Below are 20,197 nucleotides of genomic sequence, written 5' to 3'. Positions count from 1 at the left end.
GGGGAGTATGGTCGTGTCGCGCTTCCGTCGCCTGCTGGCCGCTATCGCCGTTTCCGTTCTCGCCGTGTTGGGGTTGGCGTCCTGCGCCGGACCTGATTTCGGAGCGTTCACCGACGAGTTGAAGTTCGGTGACGAGACCGTGTCCGACGAGATGGTCGTCGACCGGATGACGATCCCGGACGGTGGTCTCGGTTCGCTGATCGGCCAGGACGAGATCGACTGGTGGACGACCCAGAAGCATCCCGTTCCCGGTTCGGTCGGGTTCGGCCAGGTGAACTACGCGCCGAACGAGGCGGAGGAGCTGATGCGTACCACCCCGTCGGCGCAGTGCACGGCGTTGAGCCACACGGTGCAGGAGGAGTCGTCGAGCCAGGGCGAGTGGGCGCTGGTCTCGTTGGATGATGGCAGCCAGGCGTGTGAGAAGACCAGGTCGCTGTCCTGGTTGGAGAAGACCTTGTGGTCGATGTATCAGACGCAGTCCGAGGCGACGATCGAATGGCTGTCGACCGACCGGAACACGCTGGTCGCCTCCGAGGCGGGCATGCAGGTGTTGAAGTCGAATGCGAGCCCGATGTATTCGCCTTGGTTCAAGGCGGTGCAACCGTATCTGAACGTGGCGCAGGGCGTGCTGGTCGTGTTCGCGGCGGTGAGCCTGATCGTTCTGGCGGGCCGTCTGGTGTGGAATCTGCGCGACGCGAACGCGGACACGCATCTGTTGGGCAAGTTCGGGTGGATCCTGGTCGGCTGCCTGTTGGGTTCGTCGTGCGCGTCGATCGCGTTGAGCTTCTTCACGACCTCAAGCACGGCCACGGACGGAACCACCACGCCCGCGTTGGAGTCGTGGACGCCGGGCAAGGGCACGGGCTTCTACGTGTCGGACTGGATTCGCATGCAGGTGGATCCGTTCATGCTGGTCGCCGTGGTCGTGGGCGTGCTGGCCGCGGGGTTCAAGCTGATCACCACGCAGGAGGGACGTGATCTGGTGCCGTTGGGCAAGGCGTTCACCTGGGCGATCGCGACGAGCGTGCTGCTCGCGGGAGGCGTGAACTTGTTCCAGAACACGGTGGACACATGGACCTCCGGCGTTTTGGACGCGGCTAGCGGGCTGATGAACGACGCGTGGGAGGCCAACAGTCTGGCGGCCAGCCAGTTCTTCGAACTGGGCGCGCCCATCGCCCTGTTGCTGTCGTTCATCGTGTGGATCGGCGGCGTGGTCGCGAAGGTGTTCACGTATCTGCGGGCCGGCCTGCTGCCGATCCTGGTGGGCGTGGCCCCGTTGTGGGCTGCGATGAGCTGGACGGAGCAGGGCAGGCAGGCGTTCGCGAAGACGATGGGATGGCTGATCGCGTTCCTGGCCTACAAGCCGGTGGCCGCGCTGGTCTTGGCCGCGGGGTCGGCGATCATGGCGTCCGGTTCCGGTGATTCCGAGGTCATCACCCTGGTGATGACGTTGAGCGTGATCCTGGTGCTGCCCGCCTTGGTGAAGCTGATCGTTCCGACGGTGCAGATGTCCGTCGGCGGCGGGGGCGGCGTGCTGCCGGCCATGCTCGGCATGGGCGCGGGCGCCGTCGTCTCCGGCGCGGCTCATGGCGCGGGTGCCGCCGGCCGTGGCCTCCTGCAAGGGGCACGCAAGGCGTTCGGCGGCGAGGGCGACGCCCCGAAGGGCGCGGCCGGCGGCGTGAAGGCCGCCGTCAACGCCGCGGGTGCGGCGGGGGCGGCGACCGGTCCAGCGTCGGCCGGCAATGCCCCTTCCGGTTCGTCGCAAAGCCCCGGCCGGACCGGATCCGTTTCGCCCGGCGCGTCCCCGGGCGGGGCGCCCGAAGGGGCCGGAGGCGATACGGGCGTTCTCCCGTCGACTCCCGCGCCCACGGGTGCCGACGGGGTCCCATCTCCCGCCGCACCCTCCGCGGTGTCGGCTTCCCCCGTCCCGTCCGGCCCGGGGTCCACGCCGTCCGGTTTCGGTTCCACGTCGGCCGGCGGCGCGAAGGGCGCGGCTCCCGCCCCCGCGGCGCGGGTCATGCAGCAGTCGTCCGATGACGGGGCTCCGGACGGGGCCGACCGTCACGCCGCCGTTCGTCGTCACGGAAAGAGGTTCTGAAAATGGCTTCAAGCACCACGTACGGGGATTGGATGCGTCGTATCCCCGGAGGATTGCGTAACATCGGCATGCCGTTGACGTTCGCGGGGTTTGGTGTCGCCCTGTTGAGCGTGTTCGTGCTGACCGCCAGCCCGGTCGCGGGCGTGGCCATCGCCGTTGTCGGGTTCGGTGTGATCGCGGTGCTCGCGGTCCGTGACCGTCAGCATCGCAACGTCGTCGACCGGGTGTCGGAGCGTGTGTCGTTCCGCCGGCAGGCGCGGACCGGGCGCGGACTGTACCGGGGAGGGTTCCTCGGTTTCACGGACGAGGGGTCGGCCGCGTTGCCGGGCGTGCTGTCCAAGGTGGGTCTGGTCGAGGCGGTCGACGGGTTGGGCAATCCGTTCTGTCTGGTCAGGCACGGCCGTACGGGCGAGTATGCGCTGCTGTTGCGCTGCCATCCTCAGGGCGCCGGCCTGGCGGACGATGACGTGGAGGACGCGTACGTGGCCTCGTGGGCCCGTCTGATGGAGTCCTTGGCGGTGGAGCAGGGCGTCACGCAGATGTCGGTGACGGTGGACACGTCCCCTGATTCCGGGATCCGGTTCCGCAGGGTGCTCGGCGAGCATCTGGTCGAGGACGCGCCCGAGCTCGCGTCGCGCGCGATGGCGCAGATCATGATGTTGTACGCGACCGGTGGGGCGAGGAACGACGTGACGGTCACGCTCACGTTCAAGTATCTGGATGCGCGCGGCAGGTATCTGGACGCGGAGGAGGCTGCGCGGCGGATCAGTCTGATGCTGCCGGACATCGAGTCGAAGCTGGCTGCGGCCGGTGGCGGTGACGCGCGCCCGTTGGACGCGGACCAGGTGGCCCGCATGGTGCGCGCCTGTTACGATCCGGACGCGCAGGAGGTGATCGAATCGTCGTCCGAGCCGCCGTATGTGGCATGGGAGGACGCGGGCCCGGTCGCCGCGGTCGCCGATTGGGATTGGTACCGGCATGATTCGGGGGTGAGCCGGACGTGGGAGATGTGCGATCCGCCGCGCAGCAACGTGACGAGTTCCACATTGAGCCGTCTGCTCGAACCGTTGCCGGACTGTGACCGCAAGCGCGTGACGATCGTGTTCCATATGCTCAGCCCGGACAGGACCACGTATCTGGCCGAGCAGAACCGTACGCGCGCCGCCGCCCAGGTGGGTCAGGAGAAGCGCGCGACCATGGGCAGCGTCACCCAGGTGGGCAAGGCGGACCGTCAGGCCGTCGAGATCAACAAGGGCGCGGTCATGGTGTTCTTCGGCCTGCTGGTGACTGTCACCGTGCGGGCCGGCGTCGACGAGGCGGTCCGTTTGGAGGCTGCGTGCCGCGCGGTGGAGTCCGCGGCGGGCGCCTCGAAGATCGATCTTCGTCCCTGCTACGGCGCCCAGGACACGGGGTTCGCCGCCTCGTTGCCCCTGGGTGTGAATCTTCAGACGTATGCGCCGCCGAGCCTGATGGGCTCTCTGCTTCGCTGACGGAAAAGGGGTGATGGTTGATGTTCGGGAAAACCAGGCGTGCGGATGTCCTCGAGGAGCCGGAGGAGGGTTTGGGTCCGTTGCGTGTGGCGCCAAGTATGGCGCGTCCGGTCCCCTCGTGGCGTGGCGTGCAGCGTCGCGGCGGCGGCTGGGCGGATCTGATGCCCACGGTGGACGAGTTCTTCGGCACGTCGACGCAGGTGTGCGGCGGGTTCTGGCCGTTCGGCACGGACATGGCGCTGCCGGTCGAGGGCGTGCCGGTGGGCCGGAGCATGATGACCGGCGCGGGCGTGTGCTGCGATCCGATCAGCTGGTTCAAGGCGGGGATCATCGAACAGCCGTCGATGTTCGTCATGGGCCTGCCGGCGATCGGTAAGTCCACGTTCGTGCGCCGTCAGGAATGGGGGTTGGCCGCCTTGGGGGTGAACGCGATCATCCCGGGCGATCTGAAACCGGATTACGCGGCGTTGACCCGTCTGCTGGGCGGTCAGGTGATCCGGTTGGGTTCCGGTTTGGGGTCGATCAACCCGATTGACCCGGGCGACGTGCATCAGGTCCTCAAACGGCTGTCCGGCCGGTTGCGTGACGATCTGCTGGCCGATTATCACGAGCGTCGCGCCGCCCTGCTGGAGGTGCTGCTGACGATCGCCAGGTCCGGTCGGGCGGATGCGGGACGCACGGTCAGCGACGTGGAGTCGAACGTGTTGTCGACCGCGTTGAAGCTCCTGTATGAGAGGACCAGGGATTGGCCGTGCCCGCCGGTGATCTCGGATCTGCGCGACCTGATCCGCGACGCGCCCCCGGAGGTGCGTGCGGCGGCCGTGTTCGACGATCCGGAGAACGATGACGCGGTCGCCATGGCGACGCGCGACCTGTTGGCGAGCCTGCACGGGTTGAGCAACCGGATTGGCCGGTTCGGTCGTCTGTTCAGCGAGCAGACCACGGAGGCGATCGATCTGACCCGTCCCGTGGATTTCGACATCAGCGCCCTCGCCCAGGGCGGGGACGATGTGGTCGCGGCCGTGCTGGCGGCGACCTGGTCGGCGGCGTTCGCGGCGAAGAACGCGCAGGACATGCTCGCCGAGGCGGGTTTGGCGCCGCGTCGCAACAACGTGATCATCATGGACGAGATGCACCGCGCGTTGCGCGCCAGCCCCCTGATGGTCGACCGTCTCGACCTGCTGACCCGGTTGAACCGGCAGTGGGGCGTGGGCCAGATCATGATCACGCACACGTTCGCCGACCTGCTGTGCCTGGGGACGGACGCGCAGAACGCGAAGGCGCGCGGCTTCGTCGAGAGGTCGAAGATCAAGGTGCTGGGCGCGTTGAGCCGGACCGAGGTGGACCGGTATCTGCGCGGCGAGTCCGGCCTGCCGATCTCGATGCGCGAGGAGGACCTGCTCGCCGACTGGGGTACGCCCACGAACTACGCGTCGGGCGCCTCGTTCAAGGGCGTCGGCAAGTTCCTGGTCAAGTTGGGCGGCCTGCCGGGCATCCCGATCGACGTGCAGATGTGCGAGCTGGAACGTTCCGGGTTCAACGATACCAACACCAAGTGGAGGTCATGATGGAGTCAACCCAGTCGACCGGCGAATGGCCAACCATCACCGAGGACGATGTGATGGACATGGAGTCGCGGATCTACGAGCGGATCCGGCCCCACGCCAGACCGGGAGGGTTCGAGCCCGGTTTGTTGGTCGTGAAGTTCCGGAACATGACCGACATCGCCCCGGTCTGCTATGTTCCCGCGGACGTGTTCGACCAGGCGTTCCAGGGAGAGCCGGAATGGGCGTCCGCGGCGTGGACGCTGTTGAACGCGAACCAGATGGCCGACGACATCGCCGACACGTATAATCGTGGCGGATTGTGGGCGTTGCGGGCGTGGATCATGGACGACGTGTCGCCCGACCCGGACGTCGCCTACGCGATGACGCCGCCGGCCGGCAGGTTTCCGACGCCCATGGACCGTCACTCCGGCATCACCCACCCTGTAAAGGAGATCATGATGAACCACGTTTCCGCCGATTTCATGCTTCGTCTCGAGGCCGCGGCGCAGTATCCCGAAGAGGAACCGGACCTGAACACGGTCATCACCGAAGCACGCGCCGACTACGCGCGCATGACCAGCTCCTCCGCGGGAGCGCAGATGGACGCGATCTGGAGGGATGCCGCCGCCTACAACTGGCTCACGCTCACCTCGGACCCGTTCAATGCGACGGAATGGGCGTCGGACAGTCGTCGTCTGGCGATCGTCTCTACCATGCTTGAGCATCATCGGGAGCCGATGGACATGATGATCTTGGGCACGACCCTGCTGCCGGACGAAAAGAGCCTGCAATGGATGCGTCGCACGCTTGCCGACGATGACGTCGATGCAGCCAAGTTCGATCGGATGCTGTCCATGGCGTTGGACGACGAGTACGCGTACGCCCCGGGCGATCATCTCCTCGCGCGCGACGTTCGCATCGCGATGAACGTTCTTGACCCGTTGGAGCAGAACGCGCCCACCGATGTCGCATGGCATATCTGCGCGATCAAGAGCGCGTTCCTGTTCGCCCAAGGCGATCATGCCGGCGCCATGGACCTGGCCCTTCAAGCGAAGGGTTATGATCCGTCCGACATGCTCGCCGCCGCGGTGACGGCGAGGCTGTCGGGCGGGGATCCCGCCGGCATGGCCGGCACGATGACGTTCGGCCCCAGCGGGCCCGTCCTGTAGTCAGTCGAATTGTGGCGGATTGTCCGGCCAGACGACGGTTTCCCGGCGGCATGATGGTGTCCAGGCCGGTCGAAGGACGCCCGGCCGGAAAGGAAACGATCATGCCGCAGACACAGCAGGTCATGCGAGGCAACCTCGCCGCCAACCCGAAGTTCTGGCCCACCCGCGCCGCCGAGGACGGGTCCCGTCGCAGCTCCTATCTCGAGGCCATCGTCTATCGGAACGTTCCCGAGCGTGACGAGACCGGCGCGATCCGTCATGACGAGGCAGGGAACGTGGTTTACCGTGAGCCCGAGAAGGCGACGGTGAAGTTCTACGGCCGTACCGCCGAGATCCTTCATGAACTCGACTTCCGCCAGGGCGATCCGGTCGTGGCGACCGGCAGGCTCGGCCAGCCCGACGCGTTCATCAGCCAGCGGGACGGTCAGGCTTACGCGCGCACCGTCATCAATGGGGAGACGATGCAGATCGACGCGATCCGCGAGGCGCAGCGCAACAGCGCGGCCGCGGCCGCGAACGAGTCCACGATGACGGACACGGCCACGGCGTCAGCGGACGTGACGATGGACGATCCGTGGAACAACCCGCAGGGTCCGGTCCTGTGATATTTGTTCCGCGTCCCGACGGCTTGCAGGGGCCGTTGGGACGCGGCGTGGAAGGTGGGGTGAATGGTCGATCCGAAACTTGAGACCAACCGGGTCAGGGATCTGGGAGGCACGGTCCGTCCCAGCAGCAAATGGATGCTGATTGGCCTTGGCGTGGCCGGCGTGTGCCTGTTCGCGTTCGCGTTGGCGTGCGATCTGATGACCGACTGGCCGTTCGAGTTCCTGGCCCTGCTGTATGTACTGTCCGGCCAGTGGGCGTTGACGGGCGTGCAGTGGCTGGTGTGTCTGGTGGCCGTGGTGCTCGCTTTGGTGGCCGTGGCCGGCGTGTGGGCCGGCGTCCGGCGGCTGGCTTCGTCCTCGGCGTCGGGCGGGGGCCGGCATCGCACCAGGGTCGACTCGTATGCGTCGGCGATGGGGTACGGTCATGCGGTCGAGAAGGTGACGCGAGAGCGGGCCGAGCGGATGGCCGGCCGTCTCGTCGTCGATTACGACCGGACGCTGATGGCCCCGGGGTATCCGCTCGGGTTGAACCTGATGGACGGCACCCCGATGTACACGTCGTGGGAGGATATGGCGATCGTGTTGGCCGGCCCGAGGTCGGGCAAGTCGTTGTGCTACGCGATTCCGGCCGTCCTGTCGGCGCCGGGGGCGTGTCTGGCGACCTCGAACAAGGGCGACATCTATGACGTGACCGCGCCGGTGCGTCGCCTGAACCATCCCGACGGGCGGATCTGGGTGTTCGACCCGGAGGGGATCGTGGATCCGAACCGCGACCGTGTGCCGTGGGTGTGGGATCTGATCGCGAGCATCAAACGGTACGAGGATGCCAAGAGGATCGCCGACTGCTGGCGGTACGCGTCCGGGCAGACCGATTCGGGCGACAACGAGTATTTCACCGGCACGGCCGCACGCCAGTTGGCCGACTATCTGTTCGCCGCCCATCTGGTCGGGCGGACGGTGCGTGACGTGTTCAACTGGGCGTCCGACCAGCGTGACTCCACGCCGGCCGATATCCTGAGCCGGTTCCCGCGTTATCGCGAGATCGCCAACCGTGTCAGCGGCGTGATCGGCTTGGTCCCGGAAACACGTTCGGGCGTGTTCGGCTCGTTGCAGACCATGGTTGCGTTCCTCGCGAATCCGGAGATTGTCGACTGGATCGAACCACGCGACGATGACGGACAGCCCGGAGGCCGTCCCCTGTTCGACCCGCACGCGTTCGTCACCAGCCAGGACACGCTCTACCTGTTGAGCGCGAAGGGTAGGCCGTCGACCGCGTTGACCGCGAGTCTGACCGCGGTCGTCGCGTTCAGCGCGTATGAGCGCGCCCAGAGCGAGTTCACCGACAACAATCGTCGCCTGCCCGTCCCTCTGTGCTGCGTGCTGGACGAGGCCGCCAACATCTGCCGTTGGCCCGAGCTCTCCGATGTGTACAGCTATTTCGGCTCGGCGGGGATCCCGATCATGACGATCTGGCAGAACCCCGACCAGGGCAAGGCCGCGTTCGGCGAGACCGATTTCGGTTCGCTGTTCAACAACGCGAACATCACCGTGTATCTGGGCGGCATCAAGGACGCGAGGTTTTTGGGCGAGATCAGCCAGCTCGTCGGCCAACGCGACGTCGTCAGGAGCAACGTGACTGTCGACGCGCGGGGCTCGCGGTCCGTGAACCGCACCATCCAGCAGGAGGACATCCTGTCGGTGTCCCGTCTGGCGGAATGGCCCATCGGACGTGCGCTGGTCCTCGCCTCGCAGTCCCGAGCCCAGATCGTGGCCACGCTCCCGTGGAACGAGAACCGGACATGGACCGACGCGTTGGCCAAGGCGAAGAAAGACCTGAAGCAGGGAAAGGCGGCATGACATGCCATTGATCGCAACGCAATCCCGTCCCGGCATGGCCGGCGACGTTTCCGACGAGTCCGCCGGGGAGACCGTGTCCCGCGCGGTACGCGCCGCGAGGGACCTGCTCGCCACATTGGCCGGCAGCACGGAGGGCGTCAGCCTGGTCAGCATCCTGACCCAGGCGGTCCTCGAGAACCGCGGCGCCATCCCCGTCAAAACCGATACGGCGTCGGACGACGTCAAGGATCCCGTCCCGACGTCGACGGAGGAGCCGGTCCTAGGACAGGCCGTCGTGCCCGGAACGGTTCCCGGGGATCCCGACGACGAACAGGATGGCGACGTGGAATCCGATCCGCCCGCCGAAGCGGATACGGAACCGTCCGGGGATGACGATCCCGACGGGCTGTTGGCGGGCTTCCCCGGCGAGAGGGACGATACGGCATCCCGGCGGGAGGAGGAAGACGATCCGGTTGTTCCCGACATACCAGCGTCTCCGCGCGCACGGCTCATACCGCGTCGACGGGAGCCCCTGCGCCCCGCCATGGATCCGGAGACGGACGAGGACTACGACATGCAGTTCGGCATGCGCGTGCCCATGTCGGACACGTATTATCCGAACCTGCCCGCGTTCGTGGAATGCTTCCTCGCGAACGTGTTCCCGTATCATCAGTCGGCCGTCACCAGTTTCAAATGGGTGTCGGACTGGTGGAGGTATCCGGCGCTCGTGTTCCCGTTGGACGCGATCTGGCGAGCCTATGAGGTCGCGCGCAAAAGCCCCGGCCAGATGATGATCTGGTACATCCAGGCGTCCTCGATGCTTGACCGCGTGTTCGACAAGGACCGGGGCATCGTGGCCAGCCTCGACGCGGCCATGGAGCTCACGTCGAGCGGCGACCCGCTGCCGTGCAAGCGGCCGAACAAGGCGTGGCGCGCCGGCATCGTCGACCGTCTGTCCGTACCCCGCCCCGAGAAGACCCGCTCCCATGGGAGCCTACCGACCGATAAGGAGGAGTGATCATGGCACAGGACGTCGAAGACGGTCTCGACCAGATGATGATCCAATTGTGGCAGAACACGGCTCAAAGCCTGCGGCAGCTGCACAACGACCTGAAGCAGGAGGTGCACGCCGCCCGACGGGACCATCGCATGCAGGTCACGCGGATGAACCAGGCCAAAGCCCAGGAGCAGGCGAGATTGAGGCAGTGGGAGCGCGCCAACCGGACCCGGTTGAACGACGGGTTCGAGCAGGCGCTCAAGGCCACGGTCCTCAATCCGGCCTTCCTCCAGGAGCCGAGGCCGTCGGACATCGACCTGTTGAAATCGTGGAGCATCACCGACTGGCTCAACGAGAACGGCGACCCCGGTTTCAGCGCCGATCTGGCGCGCGCACGGAGGATCCTGCGCGACGAATGGTCCATGCGCCACGGCACGAACATCGAGACGGAGGCCGACCGTCTGAGCAACAACATCAGCATCCATTACTGCCGGGATACCCCTGAATTCCAGGAGACGGTGCAATCGTTCCGCAAGGCCGGCATCGTGGTCGACCCGGTTTTCATGCCGGAGCACGCCTACCGACGTTCGTTCGGCGACGCGGCGACGTTCCATGTGGATTCGCGCATGACCGGCGAATGGGACGGATGGAACCGCGACAACATCATCCAGGCGATCCTGGTCAGCCCCCTGTCGGGCAACATCGGCGACGAGCTTGGCCAACGGGTCAGCATGCTGCGTGACATGAGACTGCCCGAGACGTCCGGCGCGGACAACACGGCCGTCGGCGACGAACCGTCCGCCGTCCGCGAGACCGGCGCGTTCGAGACGCAGCCGGCCGCGCCCGCACCGTCCACGGAATCCTCCCCGTCCAAGGCGTCCAGCGACGGCGGCGGGGATTTCACATCCTCCGTCATCCAAGAGGACGCCGCTCCCGACGCCTACGGGGCGGACGGCGACGAGCCCATGGATCTGACCGAACGCGAGGAATGGGCCGGCCCGGACATGTTCGGGGAACTGTCCCCGGACAGCGAGGTCGAAATGGCCGTCGCCTCCCCATCGATCGCCTCGTCCTCGCCGTTGCCCGGTCTGGAGGAGACCGACACGGTGACGACCGGCAGGAAACGGTGAACGACGGGTCGCATTGAGCACACCATTGGCGATGACGTGACTGTCACGGACGCGGCCGGTATGACACGTACGATTCGCATCGGCCATCTCGTCACACTCAATGAATCCAACGGAGTGCGTTCCCGTTTCCGCGTCGCCGCGGTCGCCGCGCCAAATCCCGACACCGGTACGCCCCAATGCCTGATTGACGACACCGCCGTCGATCACCCCATGGACCAGGCGACCTGGGCCAAATGGACGCGCCGTCCCGGCCCCGACGTTATCCGGCTTGAGCATCATTATTCGCTCATCAGAGTGGATCTACCTAGGTCTCAGGCAAGATTCGATGGATCTTCCCGTCATCTCGGATGGTGTGGCCCCGGGGATGAATTCTGGCCGGTCGATGACTGGGGTTCCGACTATCGCAATGATCCACCATGCAGCTGCAGCGCCGCTCCGAACGTCATCTCCTGCATTCCGGGAATACCCGACGACCCCGTGTCGCACGATTCGGGGTTGACGTTATGACCACACCGGCATCAGTATCACCTGATGCGTCGACGTCGTGCAGCGTCTGGTTCGCGGGCCGCTTCCGAGTAGGGAGCGGCCCCTTATTTTCTATGCCAATGGGCGGGCCCCGTACCCGGTTCCAGGCCCCGTGCCCAGGTCAAGGGTAAGCGTTTCGGGCCATTCGATCGGTTCGGTAAGCCCGTAACGGTCGAGCAGCCGGTCGAACTCGCGCAACGCCTCGGCCTCCGCCTGGCGGATTCTGTCGGCGTCCGTATGCTCCAGCCGGTCGGCGATCCGGAACGCCCGATCGATCAGCACGCTCATGTCGTGCGTGGTCAACCCTTCCAACCGGCGTTCGCGTCCCGCGTGCATGACGGGACGTCGGTTCTCCATGGCGGCCCGCCATTCCTGCACCGCGAGGTTCGAATCGTTCGGACCGTCGCCCCATGATTCTCGCAGTTCTTTCAGCCGCATGCCCGATCCCAAGGCGGTGGCGTTGACGCGTTCGGTCCAGCCGTCCGCGCTGCGCCAGGTGATCGTGTATCCGATCACCTGTTCCCGTCTGTCGAACGTTCCCTTGGCCACGCCCTTGCGTAGCCGGGGGTCGATGTTCAGGCCCTCGCGGCGCACGCGGCGGATGAACTCGTCCTCGCTTCTGGACGCGGCCGCGCACGCCCTGACGAGCCGTCCTATCGCGAGCTTGGGCATCGTGTCGGCCATGATTCCCGCCGTCAACCGGGTTCGATCGTCCGTGTCCAATTCCGTCCACGGCACGTACCCCGTATACTCCTGACGTGCTTTCCATTCGGCCCACTGGCGCCACTCGCGGTACGTGTAGCGGATATGGTCGCGATCCGTCATCGCGTCCAACGGGGTCAGTTCGGGACGTTCATGCTCCATGCGCCGGCACGCGTTCTGCGCGTGCCGGCGGTCGTTGTACGGGTTGATCCAGTCGTCGTCGCGGGCCAACTGGACCATGACGTGCACGTGATCATTCCCGTTCCGGGACAGGCCGTGCCTGACCGCCACCCATGTGGCGCCCTCGCCGTCCGCGTCGAGAATGTTCATCCGCTTGAGGTAGTCCGTGACGATGTCCGACCATTGCTGGTCGGTCAGGATCCCGTCCTCGGCGCGGAGCGACAGCGAGCAATGCCAGACCCGGTCCAGTCCATCCGCATGGTCGGGGTTGCGTTTCAGGCTGCGCCGGTCCGGCGGGCAGGCTCGTCCCTCGGCGAGAAGACGCCGGTACCGCTTGTCGAAAAGTTCGCCGAGTTCGCGGAACGATCGTTCCGGCGTTCCTTCGATGTCGAACGCGTCTATCATGTCGTCGCTGGCCGCGATCAGATGCTGGTTCCGATGCTCGTTATGCCGTCCCTTGCCGAACAGGTAACGCAATAGTCCGGCCGGGTTCGAACCTCGCGAGATTTTAGGGATCATGACGTCCATCATCAAGCCTTTCACGCAGGATTTGGCCGGACACATGGCTGATGAAGATGGTCGGAGGCTTGTATATACAATGTACTTCAAAGAAACGGAAGGAACCTGAGATGTCGATTACGCCTACCACATCATTGCGCATCGACCCGAGCTGAAGGAAGACGCTTTGAAAATCCTTGAACCCTTGGGGCTGAATCTTACCAGTGCGGTCGCCATTTTCCTCAGGGCTGTGGTCAGAGAGCAGGGGTTGCCAATTAAGCTGAAGATTCAGGCATCGGCTGGCGATCCAGGAACAAATTTGGAGCACTAATGGGCAACCTTACTTCAATCGATCTTTTTGCAGGAGCGGGCGGTTTGTCCGAAGGTCTCGAAGAGGCTGGTTTTCATGGTCTTTTCGCTTCCGAAATTGTCCCCCAGTATGCTGAGACATATAAACGTAATCATGTTAATGCGACTGTCAGTATTGAGGATATTCGTAAAACCGACCCTGATTCAATTCGCCAACAACTTGGGTTAGAGGTCGGCGAATTAGATTTGGTTGCAGGCGGCCCTCCGTGCCAAGGGTTTTCTATTAATGCTCCTGTACGATCTTCTGATGACCCTCGCAATCATCTGTTTAGAGAGTATCTGCGGTACGTGGATGCTTTCAAGCCTCGTGCAATTCTTATTGAGAATGTTCCCGGATTAGTTAGTTTTGAACATGGTGCGACACTGCATGCAATCCTTGATTCACTTGCTGATCTTGGATATGGAGCGGACGTTCATATTCTTGGTGCACCGTATTACGGTGTGCCTCAAATGAGATGGCGCACGATTATATTAGGATTGCGAGGCTCTGTTATTCCACAGAGCGCATGGCCAGATCCCGTACGACATGCCCCGATTAAGGCTAATTTCACTACCACATTTGATGGCCGACAGATTGTGAAAAGACCTAGCCCTGAAACAACGGCACCATTCACTACTATTCGTGATGCTATTGGAGATCTACCTCCGCTGGCGAATGGAGAAAAAGGTGAGCCGGTAAAGAATTATGCTTCTGCCCCTCAATGCGACTACCAACGTAATCTCCGTAGAGGTAGTGCGGGTGTCTGGAATCACGAAGCCGCGCAATTGTCCTCCATTAATATGGAGCGACTGAAGCACATTCGGGCCGGTGGCAACTGGACGGATATCCCCGAAGAACTTCTGCCCAAAGGTATGCGGCGTGCGCGAAAATCGGACCATACGAAACGTTATGGACGTCCTCGCTGGGACGATCTATCTTCAACCATACTCACTAAATGCGATCCTCACTGGGGTGCATTCTTCCATCCGGATCAAGACAGGGCTTTTACTGTTCGAGAAGCTGCTCGCATCCAATCTTTCCCGGATCACTACATTTTTACAGGCTCTCAAGCCGAGCAATTTGCCCAAGTGGGCAATGCTGTTCCCCCACTTTTGGCTGAAGCAGTTGGTCAATCATTGAAAGCAGTATTGGAGGTTAACCATGACAGGAACAATCTCTGAGTTTTTTGGATATCGGGCAACTGACCATACAGAAACCGCTCTGTTGGCAGCATCGAGAATGCAATGTCCTTTTTTGGGGAAAACTTGCGTCAAGCTCCTAGGGCGGACGACGGAACCTTCAGGGGCTTGCGCCGTCCGTCAGGTTACAAGCTCCGAATCGGTTATCTGCTGTCCTAATCGTCTTTATGCTGACGATTATCGTATTCTCGGAATTATTGCCGAACGCACTTTCAAACATCCGTATCGTTTATATAGCGGTCGCGTTGCGGTGGAGAAAGCCAAAGAAGAGGGTGGGGCCGTCGCTGTATTTGGACATGGTTGGGGCGGGGAACTCCGTCTTCCAAAAAGGCGAGGTACTGGCAATTACTTTGCCGATTGGGTGCTTGCGCATATTGACGGCGCCGGTAATCTTGTCGAGTTTACTTCCATTGAGGTGCAAACGATTGATACGACTGGCAACTACCAGGATTCCCGTAACGCACTTCTAAAAGCGGGGCGGCGGATCGAAAAGTCTACTGTTGGGCTTAATTGGGAAAACGTGAATAAAAGGATTCTTCCACAGATCATATATAAGGGGCAAGTCCTTCAGCGTGAAGAACTATGCAAATCAGGACTTTGGTTCGTCACTCCAACACCTGTGTACAACCGCATAATGGATAGGTTGGGCAGGAATGTAACTTTCGGATACCAACCGCAACCGGGAGCCATTCATTTTCTCCGGTATGATTATGATCCTCAGGCGAACCCCGTAGACGGGCAAGTGACTCCTCTTACCGTCATTGGAGATGATTGTTCGACTGTAGAAAAGGTGCAGGCCGCGTTTAATAATGTCGATCTTCCGGAACCAAACGTTTACGGAACTGCATTGAAACATGCTTTATTCGACTAACGGGTTTGGTCGTTCCCGCCGCCAAAACCACCTGCAAGGATCGATGGCGTCAGATCCCTACCAAGGTGGATCGCATGGACGGACGAACCAAATTCCTGGTGACCATGCAGCAGGGCAATTCTCCCCAACAATTAAGGGAGATGTGCGAGGATCATGTTCAGCTGATCGTTCCGAAGCAGTATATCGGGACCTATCCGCGTGAGTTCCAGCCGAATATTTGGACCGTTCGCCGTTTCATCGATTATGTGAAAACGGTCGTCTCGTGAAGTCACCGGTCGTAGGCCTGCCCTTGTTCCAATGAATCCATGGCGATAAGTGTTCTGTCCGCTTCCATCGCCGGGGAACGTTTCGGGACGGCCCATAGGAGGTACATGTCCTTCATGGGGTCCAGCCCGAAGCAATCGATCAAGTCCATCGCTTCCTGGAGTTGCAACCGGCGCATGTTGTGCTCGATGTTGAACAGCGTAGTCCGATTCCAGTTGTATCCGAGATCGTTCATCTTCGCAATGAGGTCATCGGTACTGAACCCGTGCTCTTCACGTAAGTTGCGGACGTTTTCTCCGAAATCATGTTCATTCTTTCTGATCATGCTGGATCGTTCTCCTCATTCGTCTGTTGCTGTCCTATGATGCGTGTGATTTCGTTGATCATGTCCTTGCAGCGGTCAAGGTCGTGGTGGCTGGTGGCGATGTCGTCCGGTGTGACTCTGATCTCCTGGTTGACCCTGTGGGCGATCTGGTTGATGTTGGTTCCGATGCGCCAAATCTCCTTGCGGACGCGTTTGAGTTCCGCGACCGTGGGTGTCTCCCGCTCCGTTTGTTCCTGTTGGATCGGTCCGTGGTTCTTCGCGATCAGGTCAGAAATCATCCGGGACACGGTCGTTCCGTACGCCCGCGCCGCCTGTTGGATCTGTTGTTTTTCCGTCTTGGTGACTCGGATGTAGATGCGTTGTTCGCGTCGTTCCTCCGATTTTTTTGCCCGTTTTTTCATCGTGTTCCTCATGGCTTGTTTTCGGACCCATGTGACAGTGGATGCTGTTTCCCTCGCCTTTGGCACTCGGGTGTTTCCGTCGGCTACCGCCGACGGGGGCAAGTTCGGTTTGTACGCACAAACCGTATAACTTGCTCCTTCGTGAATCTGCTTCGGCTAGGTTTAGGATTGTGCATTTCGCAGTGCTGCCCCCTAGGTTTAGGGCTGGGTTTAGCCCAAGTGCATTCCCGATATTGGTCCAGTTATCTGGCGTTGGCCTTGGCGGTGGTTTACGTGTAGTACCAGTCCGCATGCTTGCGCTGGTGTGCCCTCAATCTATTTCTTGCCGCAGCGCGTACAGTTTTCTTCGTGGTTCGCCGCCTTGATGCTGGCGAGCATTTCGCGGCATTCGAGTTCGAGTGTCCATGTTTTCGGACTGACCATGAGGTCGAATTCCGGGTCGGTGAGCGACGCGCCGATCAGTTCGCGTGCGAGCTCGGATCGTGACGCTTCCGCGCCGAGCGCGTACCGGGTGAACACGTCGTACATCGCCGGCGTCAGGCTCACGGCCAGCGAGTCCGTACGTGTTCCGCGCGCGTGTTCCGTGCGCGGCAGTCTCGGGATGTTGGCGAAATTGTAGTGTTCGCCCCGATACAGTTTGTCGGCGCTGTCCGGGCGCAGCAGGCAGCGCAGCGCGTGGGCGATCGTCACGTGCGCCTGCTCGCACTTGTCGCGGAATCGTTGCGCGGTTTCGTGATCGATTTCGATGGTGAACTGGTGTGCGTAGAACATGGTTTGTCTTCCTTTCCTTGGTGTTCGGTCGGGTAAGACAATCGTGCGTCCGTGCGCGCGTGTTTTGGCCGGACACCTCGCCGCTTCGGACGTGGCGTCCGTCCGGGTTCCGTTGCCGGGTTTCAGCGGTTTGCCGTGCGGCGTGCGGCGTGCTTGGGGTTGTCTCCGAAGTCGAACCGGCAGCCGTGCTCCGCGTCGGTTATGAGCGTCGCGTCGAACGGTTTCCCGGTTTTCGATGTGAAGCCTTTGAGCCGGACCCGTCCTTTGCCGAGCAGCGTTCTGACGTTCCCGTCGGTCAGTTTCCGGCCCGCGATCGTCGCGAAGAGCTTCCAGCCGCATCCCTCGATCAGCTGCCATGCGTCGTCGTCGGTCTGCCGGCTGCGGTTGGTGGAGCATTGCCACATTCTGCCGGTCTTCACGACGGGTTCGCCGCACCGCGGACAGGATCCGTATCCGGCGCCGCCGTCGGCTCCTTTCCCTCCGATCGCGGCGCCGGTGGTGTGCCGGGCTTCGCCCGGGATTATGCGTGCGAGATCGCGGAACCGTTGCATGACCTCGGCCGGGTCCTTCTCGCCGTGTTCGACGAGCGATAGTTCGTGTTCCATGCTCGCGGTCAGCTCGACGTCCTTCAATGTCGGGGAGACGATGTCGATGAGTTGCCGTCCGATCGTGGTGGATCTGAGCGTTCTCGCCTTTCGTTCGACGTATCCGGATCTGACGAGTTTCTCGATGATGTCGGCGCGCGTCGCGGGCGTGCCGATGCCGCCGCTGTGCGTGCTGTCGTCGTCGAGGGCCTGCTTGAGCGCGCGGTCGTCGACGAATCGCGAGGCGTGTTCCATCGCGTTGAGCAGCGTCGCTTCGGTGAACGGTTTGGGCGGCGTCGTGCGTCCCTCGACGATCCGTGTTTCCACGCCCGGCCGGAGCATGATCCCGGCCGTGAGGTTGACGGGGATGATGTTCGCGGTCTCGTCGTCCTCCTGCTCGTCGTCGGTTTCCGTCGTGATCTCGATCGCGCGCCAGCCGGGGCGTGTGATCTGATCGGATTTGGCCGTGAACCGTTCGCCGTCGCATTCGGCCTTGACCTCGGTCACGGCGTGCTCGCAGTCGTCGGCGACCGCCTCCCACATACGTCGGATGATGCGCGTGATGACCTTGCGTTCCGCGTCGTCGAGCTCCTCGAGCTTGTCCGCCGACATGCGTCCGGTCGGCAGGATCGCGGTGTGTCCGGCGACCTTGGAGTCGTCGACGGTCAGGTCGAGTCTCGGCGCGGCGGGACGACTGTCCGCGGGGATGAATCCGCTGCTGAGCCGGTCATTGCTGGTGAGGTTCCGGAGCGTGGAAAGGTCCTCGCCGGTGATGTACTGGCTGTCGGTGCGCGGGTAGGTCGCGAACTTCAGCTCGTACAGGTGTTGGAGCGCTTTCAGCGTCGCGGCGGCGGTCATGCCGTGCAGGCGGCTCATATCCTTCTGGAGTCCGGTCAGATCGTACAGTCGCGGCGGACGTTCACGGGTTTTCCGGCGCGACACGTCGCTGATCGCCAGACCGTTCCCGGTCACGTTCGCGTGCACGTTCTCCGCCTTGCGGCGGTCCGTGTACCGTTCGCTGGTCAGCCGCCATCCGCCCATGTCCGCGACCACGGTCCAGAACGGTTCCGGCCGGTGATCCGCGATCTTCCGGTCGCGTTCCACGATGATGGCGAGCGTGGGTGTCTGCACGCGTCCGATGGGAAGTCTCGCGTTGTGGATGAGACTGTACGCGCGGGTCGCGTTCATGCCGATCAGCCAGTCGGCCTTGGCCCGGATGTCCGCGGCCTGCGCCAGTCCCTCCCATTGGCTTTCGGGTTTCATGGTGTCGAACGCGTGCCGGATCGCGTCGGGTTCCAGACTCGCCACCCAGAGCCGCCAGGTGGGTTGGGTGGCGTGCGACTGTCGGATGATCCGCCGGAAGATCGCCTCTCCCTCGCGGTCCGGATCGCACGCGTTGACGATGGTCCGGGTTCCGGGGTTCGCGAGCAGTCGTTCGATGACATGGTATTGGCGGTCGGCGCCTTTGCCGGTGTTGACGTGCCATTCCCAGTCGTCGCCCGGGTCGATCGGCAACGTGTCAAGCGACCATTTCCCCCACTCGTGGTCGTCGTATTCCTGTGGTGTGGCGAGGTCGACGAGGTGTCCCTGCGCCCAGGTGACGATGCTGTCCGCTTCGGGCGCTTCGATCCATCCGTCGCGTGTGCGGATCGTTCCGTTCAATGCCTGGGCGATCGCGGTTCCGACGGATTTCTTTTCGGCGATGATCAATCTCATGGTGCGTTCCTTCCTGTGCGTGAACATGATTGCGGGCCGATCCCTTTGGGGACCGGCCCGCGGTGAGGTTTCCCAGGGTTCAGGCGGCGAGTCCGAGCAGGGGCGCGAACACGGCGCAGACGCCGAAGATCATGAGTAATGCGAACACGGCGGCCGCGATGTAGGCGATGACTCCGATGACGGTTCGCGCCACCTCTCCGCCCGGGGTGTCGTTGAATGACGGCGCGAGCATGCGCCGGCCGATGATGCCGCACGCGAATCCCGCGATGCAGCAGACCACGATCAGGGGCAGCTGGAGGGCGCCGTTCAACCCGACCGCCCACTGCCATGCCGACTGCATCCATCCCGCGACCGTTTCGAGCAATGATTCCATTTTCTTCCTTCCCTTGTGGGTTGTGGTTGGACAAGACAATCGTGCGTCCGTGCGCGTGGGTTTTGGCCGGACACCTGACCACGGAAGATGGGCGGATCGTCCGGCCAAACACGGTTCCGGCGGCCTGATGATGGACGGGAAGGCATTGGACACAGAGTCTTAAGGAGAGTCAATGAGCAAGCGTGACGCACGACGTGCCATCACCGGTCTTTTCGCCGAACGCGACGAGGCGATCGCACAGTACGCGGAGAACTACCTGCGTCGGCAGGAGCTTCTTCGCGACGCCGAGGAGTGCGCCGCCAGGTCCAAAGGTCTGCGCGACAAGGCGATCGGTCTGGGTGCGCGGCCGCGTGACCTGAAGGCCGCCGAGGAGATGATCATGCGGAGTCTCGGCACGTCCGAGCTTGTCATGGATTCGTCCGACGGGCGGGATGAGGACGACACGGTTCCCGTGGTCCCCGATGTTCCGTCCGATGACGGCGATCGGCATGCCGAGCCGTGGAACGGCCAGCAGTCCGAAGGCGGCATGTGATGAGGCGGCCTGCGCTCTGGCCCCGTCCCGTGAGG

Annotated in this window: 20 protein-coding genes; 14 read left to right on the top strand and 6 right to left on the bottom strand. The window is 63.0% G+C overall.

Annotated elements, in window-relative coordinates; all coding sequences use genetic code 11:
- Positions 1–7 precede the first annotated feature (7 nt).
- The 9 genes from B4C31_RS02535 (at position 8) to B4C31_RS02495 (ending at position 11,379) form a co-directional block, all read left to right on the top strand.
- The gene (locus tag B4C31_RS02535; RefSeq protein ID WP_291531208.1) at positions 8–2,098 is read left to right on the top strand and encodes a hypothetical protein; all 2,091 of its coding nucleotides are present in this window, start codon (positions 8–10) and stop codon (positions 2,096–2,098) included.
- A 2-nt stretch (positions 2,099–2,100) separates the two neighbouring features.
- Positions 2,101–3,588: an SCO6880 family protein gene (locus B4C31_RS02530; protein ID WP_291531207.1), complete on the top strand. Its 1,488-nt coding sequence runs from the start codon at positions 2,101–2,103 to the stop codon at positions 3,586–3,588.
- A 20-nt stretch (positions 3,589–3,608) separates the two neighbouring features.
- The gene (locus B4C31_RS02525) at positions 3,609–5,156 is read left to right on the top strand and encodes an ATPase (protein WP_414631829.1); all 1,548 of its coding nucleotides are present in this window, start codon (positions 3,609–3,611) and stop codon (positions 5,154–5,156) included.
- Positions 5,153–6,304, top strand: a complete 1,152-nt coding sequence (locus B4C31_RS02520) for a hypothetical protein (RefSeq protein ID WP_291531206.1) — start codon at positions 5,153–5,155, stop codon at positions 6,302–6,304. The genes B4C31_RS02525 and B4C31_RS02520 overlap by 4 nt, the downstream gene beginning before the upstream one ends.
- A gap of 101 nt (positions 6,305–6,405) precedes the next feature.
- On the top strand, positions 6,406–6,909 hold the full coding sequence (locus B4C31_RS02515) for a single-stranded DNA-binding protein (protein ID WP_291531205.1): 504 nt from the start codon (positions 6,406–6,408) through the stop codon (positions 6,907–6,909).
- A 63-nt stretch (positions 6,910–6,972) separates the two neighbouring features.
- Positions 6,973–8,766, top strand: coding sequence for a type IV secretory system conjugative DNA transfer family protein (locus tag B4C31_RS02510; RefSeq protein WP_291531204.1), 1,794 nt, complete (start codon positions 6,973–6,975; stop codon positions 8,764–8,766).
- A 1-nt stretch (position 8,767) separates the two neighbouring features.
- Entirely contained in the window at positions 8,768–9,763 is a 996-nt protein-coding gene (locus tag B4C31_RS02505) for a DUF4913 domain-containing protein (protein ID WP_291531203.1), read from the top strand.
- Positions 9,764–9,765: 2 nt separating this feature from the next.
- Positions 9,766–10,872 (top strand): hypothetical protein, encoded by a 1,107-nt coding sequence (locus B4C31_RS02500; RefSeq protein ID WP_291531202.1) that lies wholly within the window; start codon positions 9,766–9,768, stop codon positions 10,870–10,872.
- Positions 10,873–10,932: 60 nt separating this feature from the next.
- A complete protein-coding gene (locus B4C31_RS02495) occupies positions 10,933–11,379 on the top strand; it encodes a hypothetical protein (RefSeq protein WP_291531201.1) in 447 nt (148 codons plus the stop codon).
- Positions 11,380–11,469: 90 nt separating this feature from the next.
- Here the strand turns inward: B4C31_RS02495 and B4C31_RS02490 are convergent, their stop codons facing one another.
- On the bottom strand, positions 11,470–12,798 hold the full coding sequence (locus B4C31_RS02490; protein ID WP_291531200.1) for a relaxase/mobilization nuclease domain-containing protein: 1,329 nt from the start codon (positions 12,796–12,798) through the stop codon (positions 11,470–11,472).
- 166 nt (positions 12,799–12,964) lie between these two features.
- On the opposite strand from B4C31_RS02490, the gene B4C31_RS02485 reads away from it, so the two are divergent.
- The 4 genes from B4C31_RS02485 to B4C31_RS02470 are packed head-to-tail and all read left to right on the top strand — an operon-like array spanning position 12,965 to position 15,462.
- Positions 12,965–13,108: a hypothetical protein gene (locus tag B4C31_RS02485; protein ID WP_349679119.1), complete on the top strand. Its 144-nt coding sequence runs from the start codon at positions 12,965–12,967 to the stop codon at positions 13,106–13,108.
- On the top strand, positions 13,108–14,307 hold the full coding sequence (locus B4C31_RS02480; RefSeq protein WP_291531199.1) for a DNA cytosine methyltransferase: 1,200 nt from the start codon (positions 13,108–13,110) through the stop codon (positions 14,305–14,307). Before B4C31_RS02485 ends, B4C31_RS02480 begins: the two co-directional genes overlap by 1 nt.
- Positions 14,288–15,196 (top strand): NotI family restriction endonuclease, encoded by a 909-nt coding sequence (locus B4C31_RS02475; protein WP_291531198.1) that lies wholly within the window; start codon positions 14,288–14,290, stop codon positions 15,194–15,196. The genes B4C31_RS02480 and B4C31_RS02475 overlap by 20 nt, the downstream gene beginning before the upstream one ends.
- A 5-nt stretch (positions 15,197–15,201) precedes the next feature.
- Positions 15,202–15,462, top strand: a complete 261-nt coding sequence (locus B4C31_RS02470; protein WP_291531197.1) for a type II restriction endonuclease — start codon at positions 15,202–15,204, stop codon at positions 15,460–15,462.
- A gap of 2 nt (positions 15,463–15,464) precedes the next feature.
- Here B4C31_RS02470 and B4C31_RS02465 read toward each other — a convergent pair whose 3' ends face one another.
- The 5 genes from B4C31_RS02465 to B4C31_RS02445 form a co-directional block, all read right to left on the bottom strand.
- Entirely contained in the window at positions 15,465–15,785 is a 321-nt protein-coding gene (locus B4C31_RS02465) for a hypothetical protein (RefSeq protein ID WP_291531196.1), read from the bottom strand.
- The gene (locus B4C31_RS02460) at positions 15,782–16,186 is read right to left on the bottom strand and encodes a plasmid mobilization protein (RefSeq protein ID WP_291531195.1); all 405 of its coding nucleotides are present in this window, start codon (positions 16,184–16,186) and stop codon (positions 15,782–15,784) included. The genes B4C31_RS02465 and B4C31_RS02460 overlap by 4 nt, the downstream gene beginning before the upstream one ends.
- 315 nt (positions 16,187–16,501) lie before the next feature.
- Complete coding sequence (locus B4C31_RS02455; protein ID WP_291531194.1) at positions 16,502–16,957, bottom strand: hypothetical protein; 456 nt, start codon at positions 16,955–16,957, stop codon at positions 16,502–16,504.
- 122 nt (positions 16,958–17,079) lie between these two features.
- Positions 17,080–19,257, bottom strand: coding sequence for a type IA DNA topoisomerase (locus tag B4C31_RS02450; protein WP_291531193.1), 2,178 nt, complete (start codon positions 19,255–19,257; stop codon positions 17,080–17,082).
- A 79-nt stretch (positions 19,258–19,336) separates the two neighbouring features.
- Complete coding sequence (locus tag B4C31_RS02445) at positions 19,337–19,630, bottom strand: hypothetical protein (protein ID WP_291531192.1); 294 nt, start codon at positions 19,628–19,630, stop codon at positions 19,337–19,339.
- 172 nt (positions 19,631–19,802) lie between these two features.
- On the opposite strand from B4C31_RS02445, the gene B4C31_RS02440 reads away from it, so the two are divergent.
- A complete protein-coding gene (locus tag B4C31_RS02440) occupies positions 19,803–20,162 on the top strand; it encodes a hypothetical protein (protein ID WP_291531191.1) in 360 nt (119 codons plus the stop codon).
- Positions 20,163–20,197: the final 35 nt, after the last annotated feature.

Origin of the sequence: Bifidobacterium sp. UBA4282, assembly GCF_002394995.1 — a bacterium.
Taxonomy (GTDB): domain Bacteria; phylum Actinomycetota; class Actinomycetes; order Actinomycetales; family Bifidobacteriaceae; genus Bifidobacterium; species Bifidobacterium pullorum_B.
Note: the sequence above shows the minus strand (reverse complement) of the source record. Positions and strands in the feature narration are given on the sequence as shown.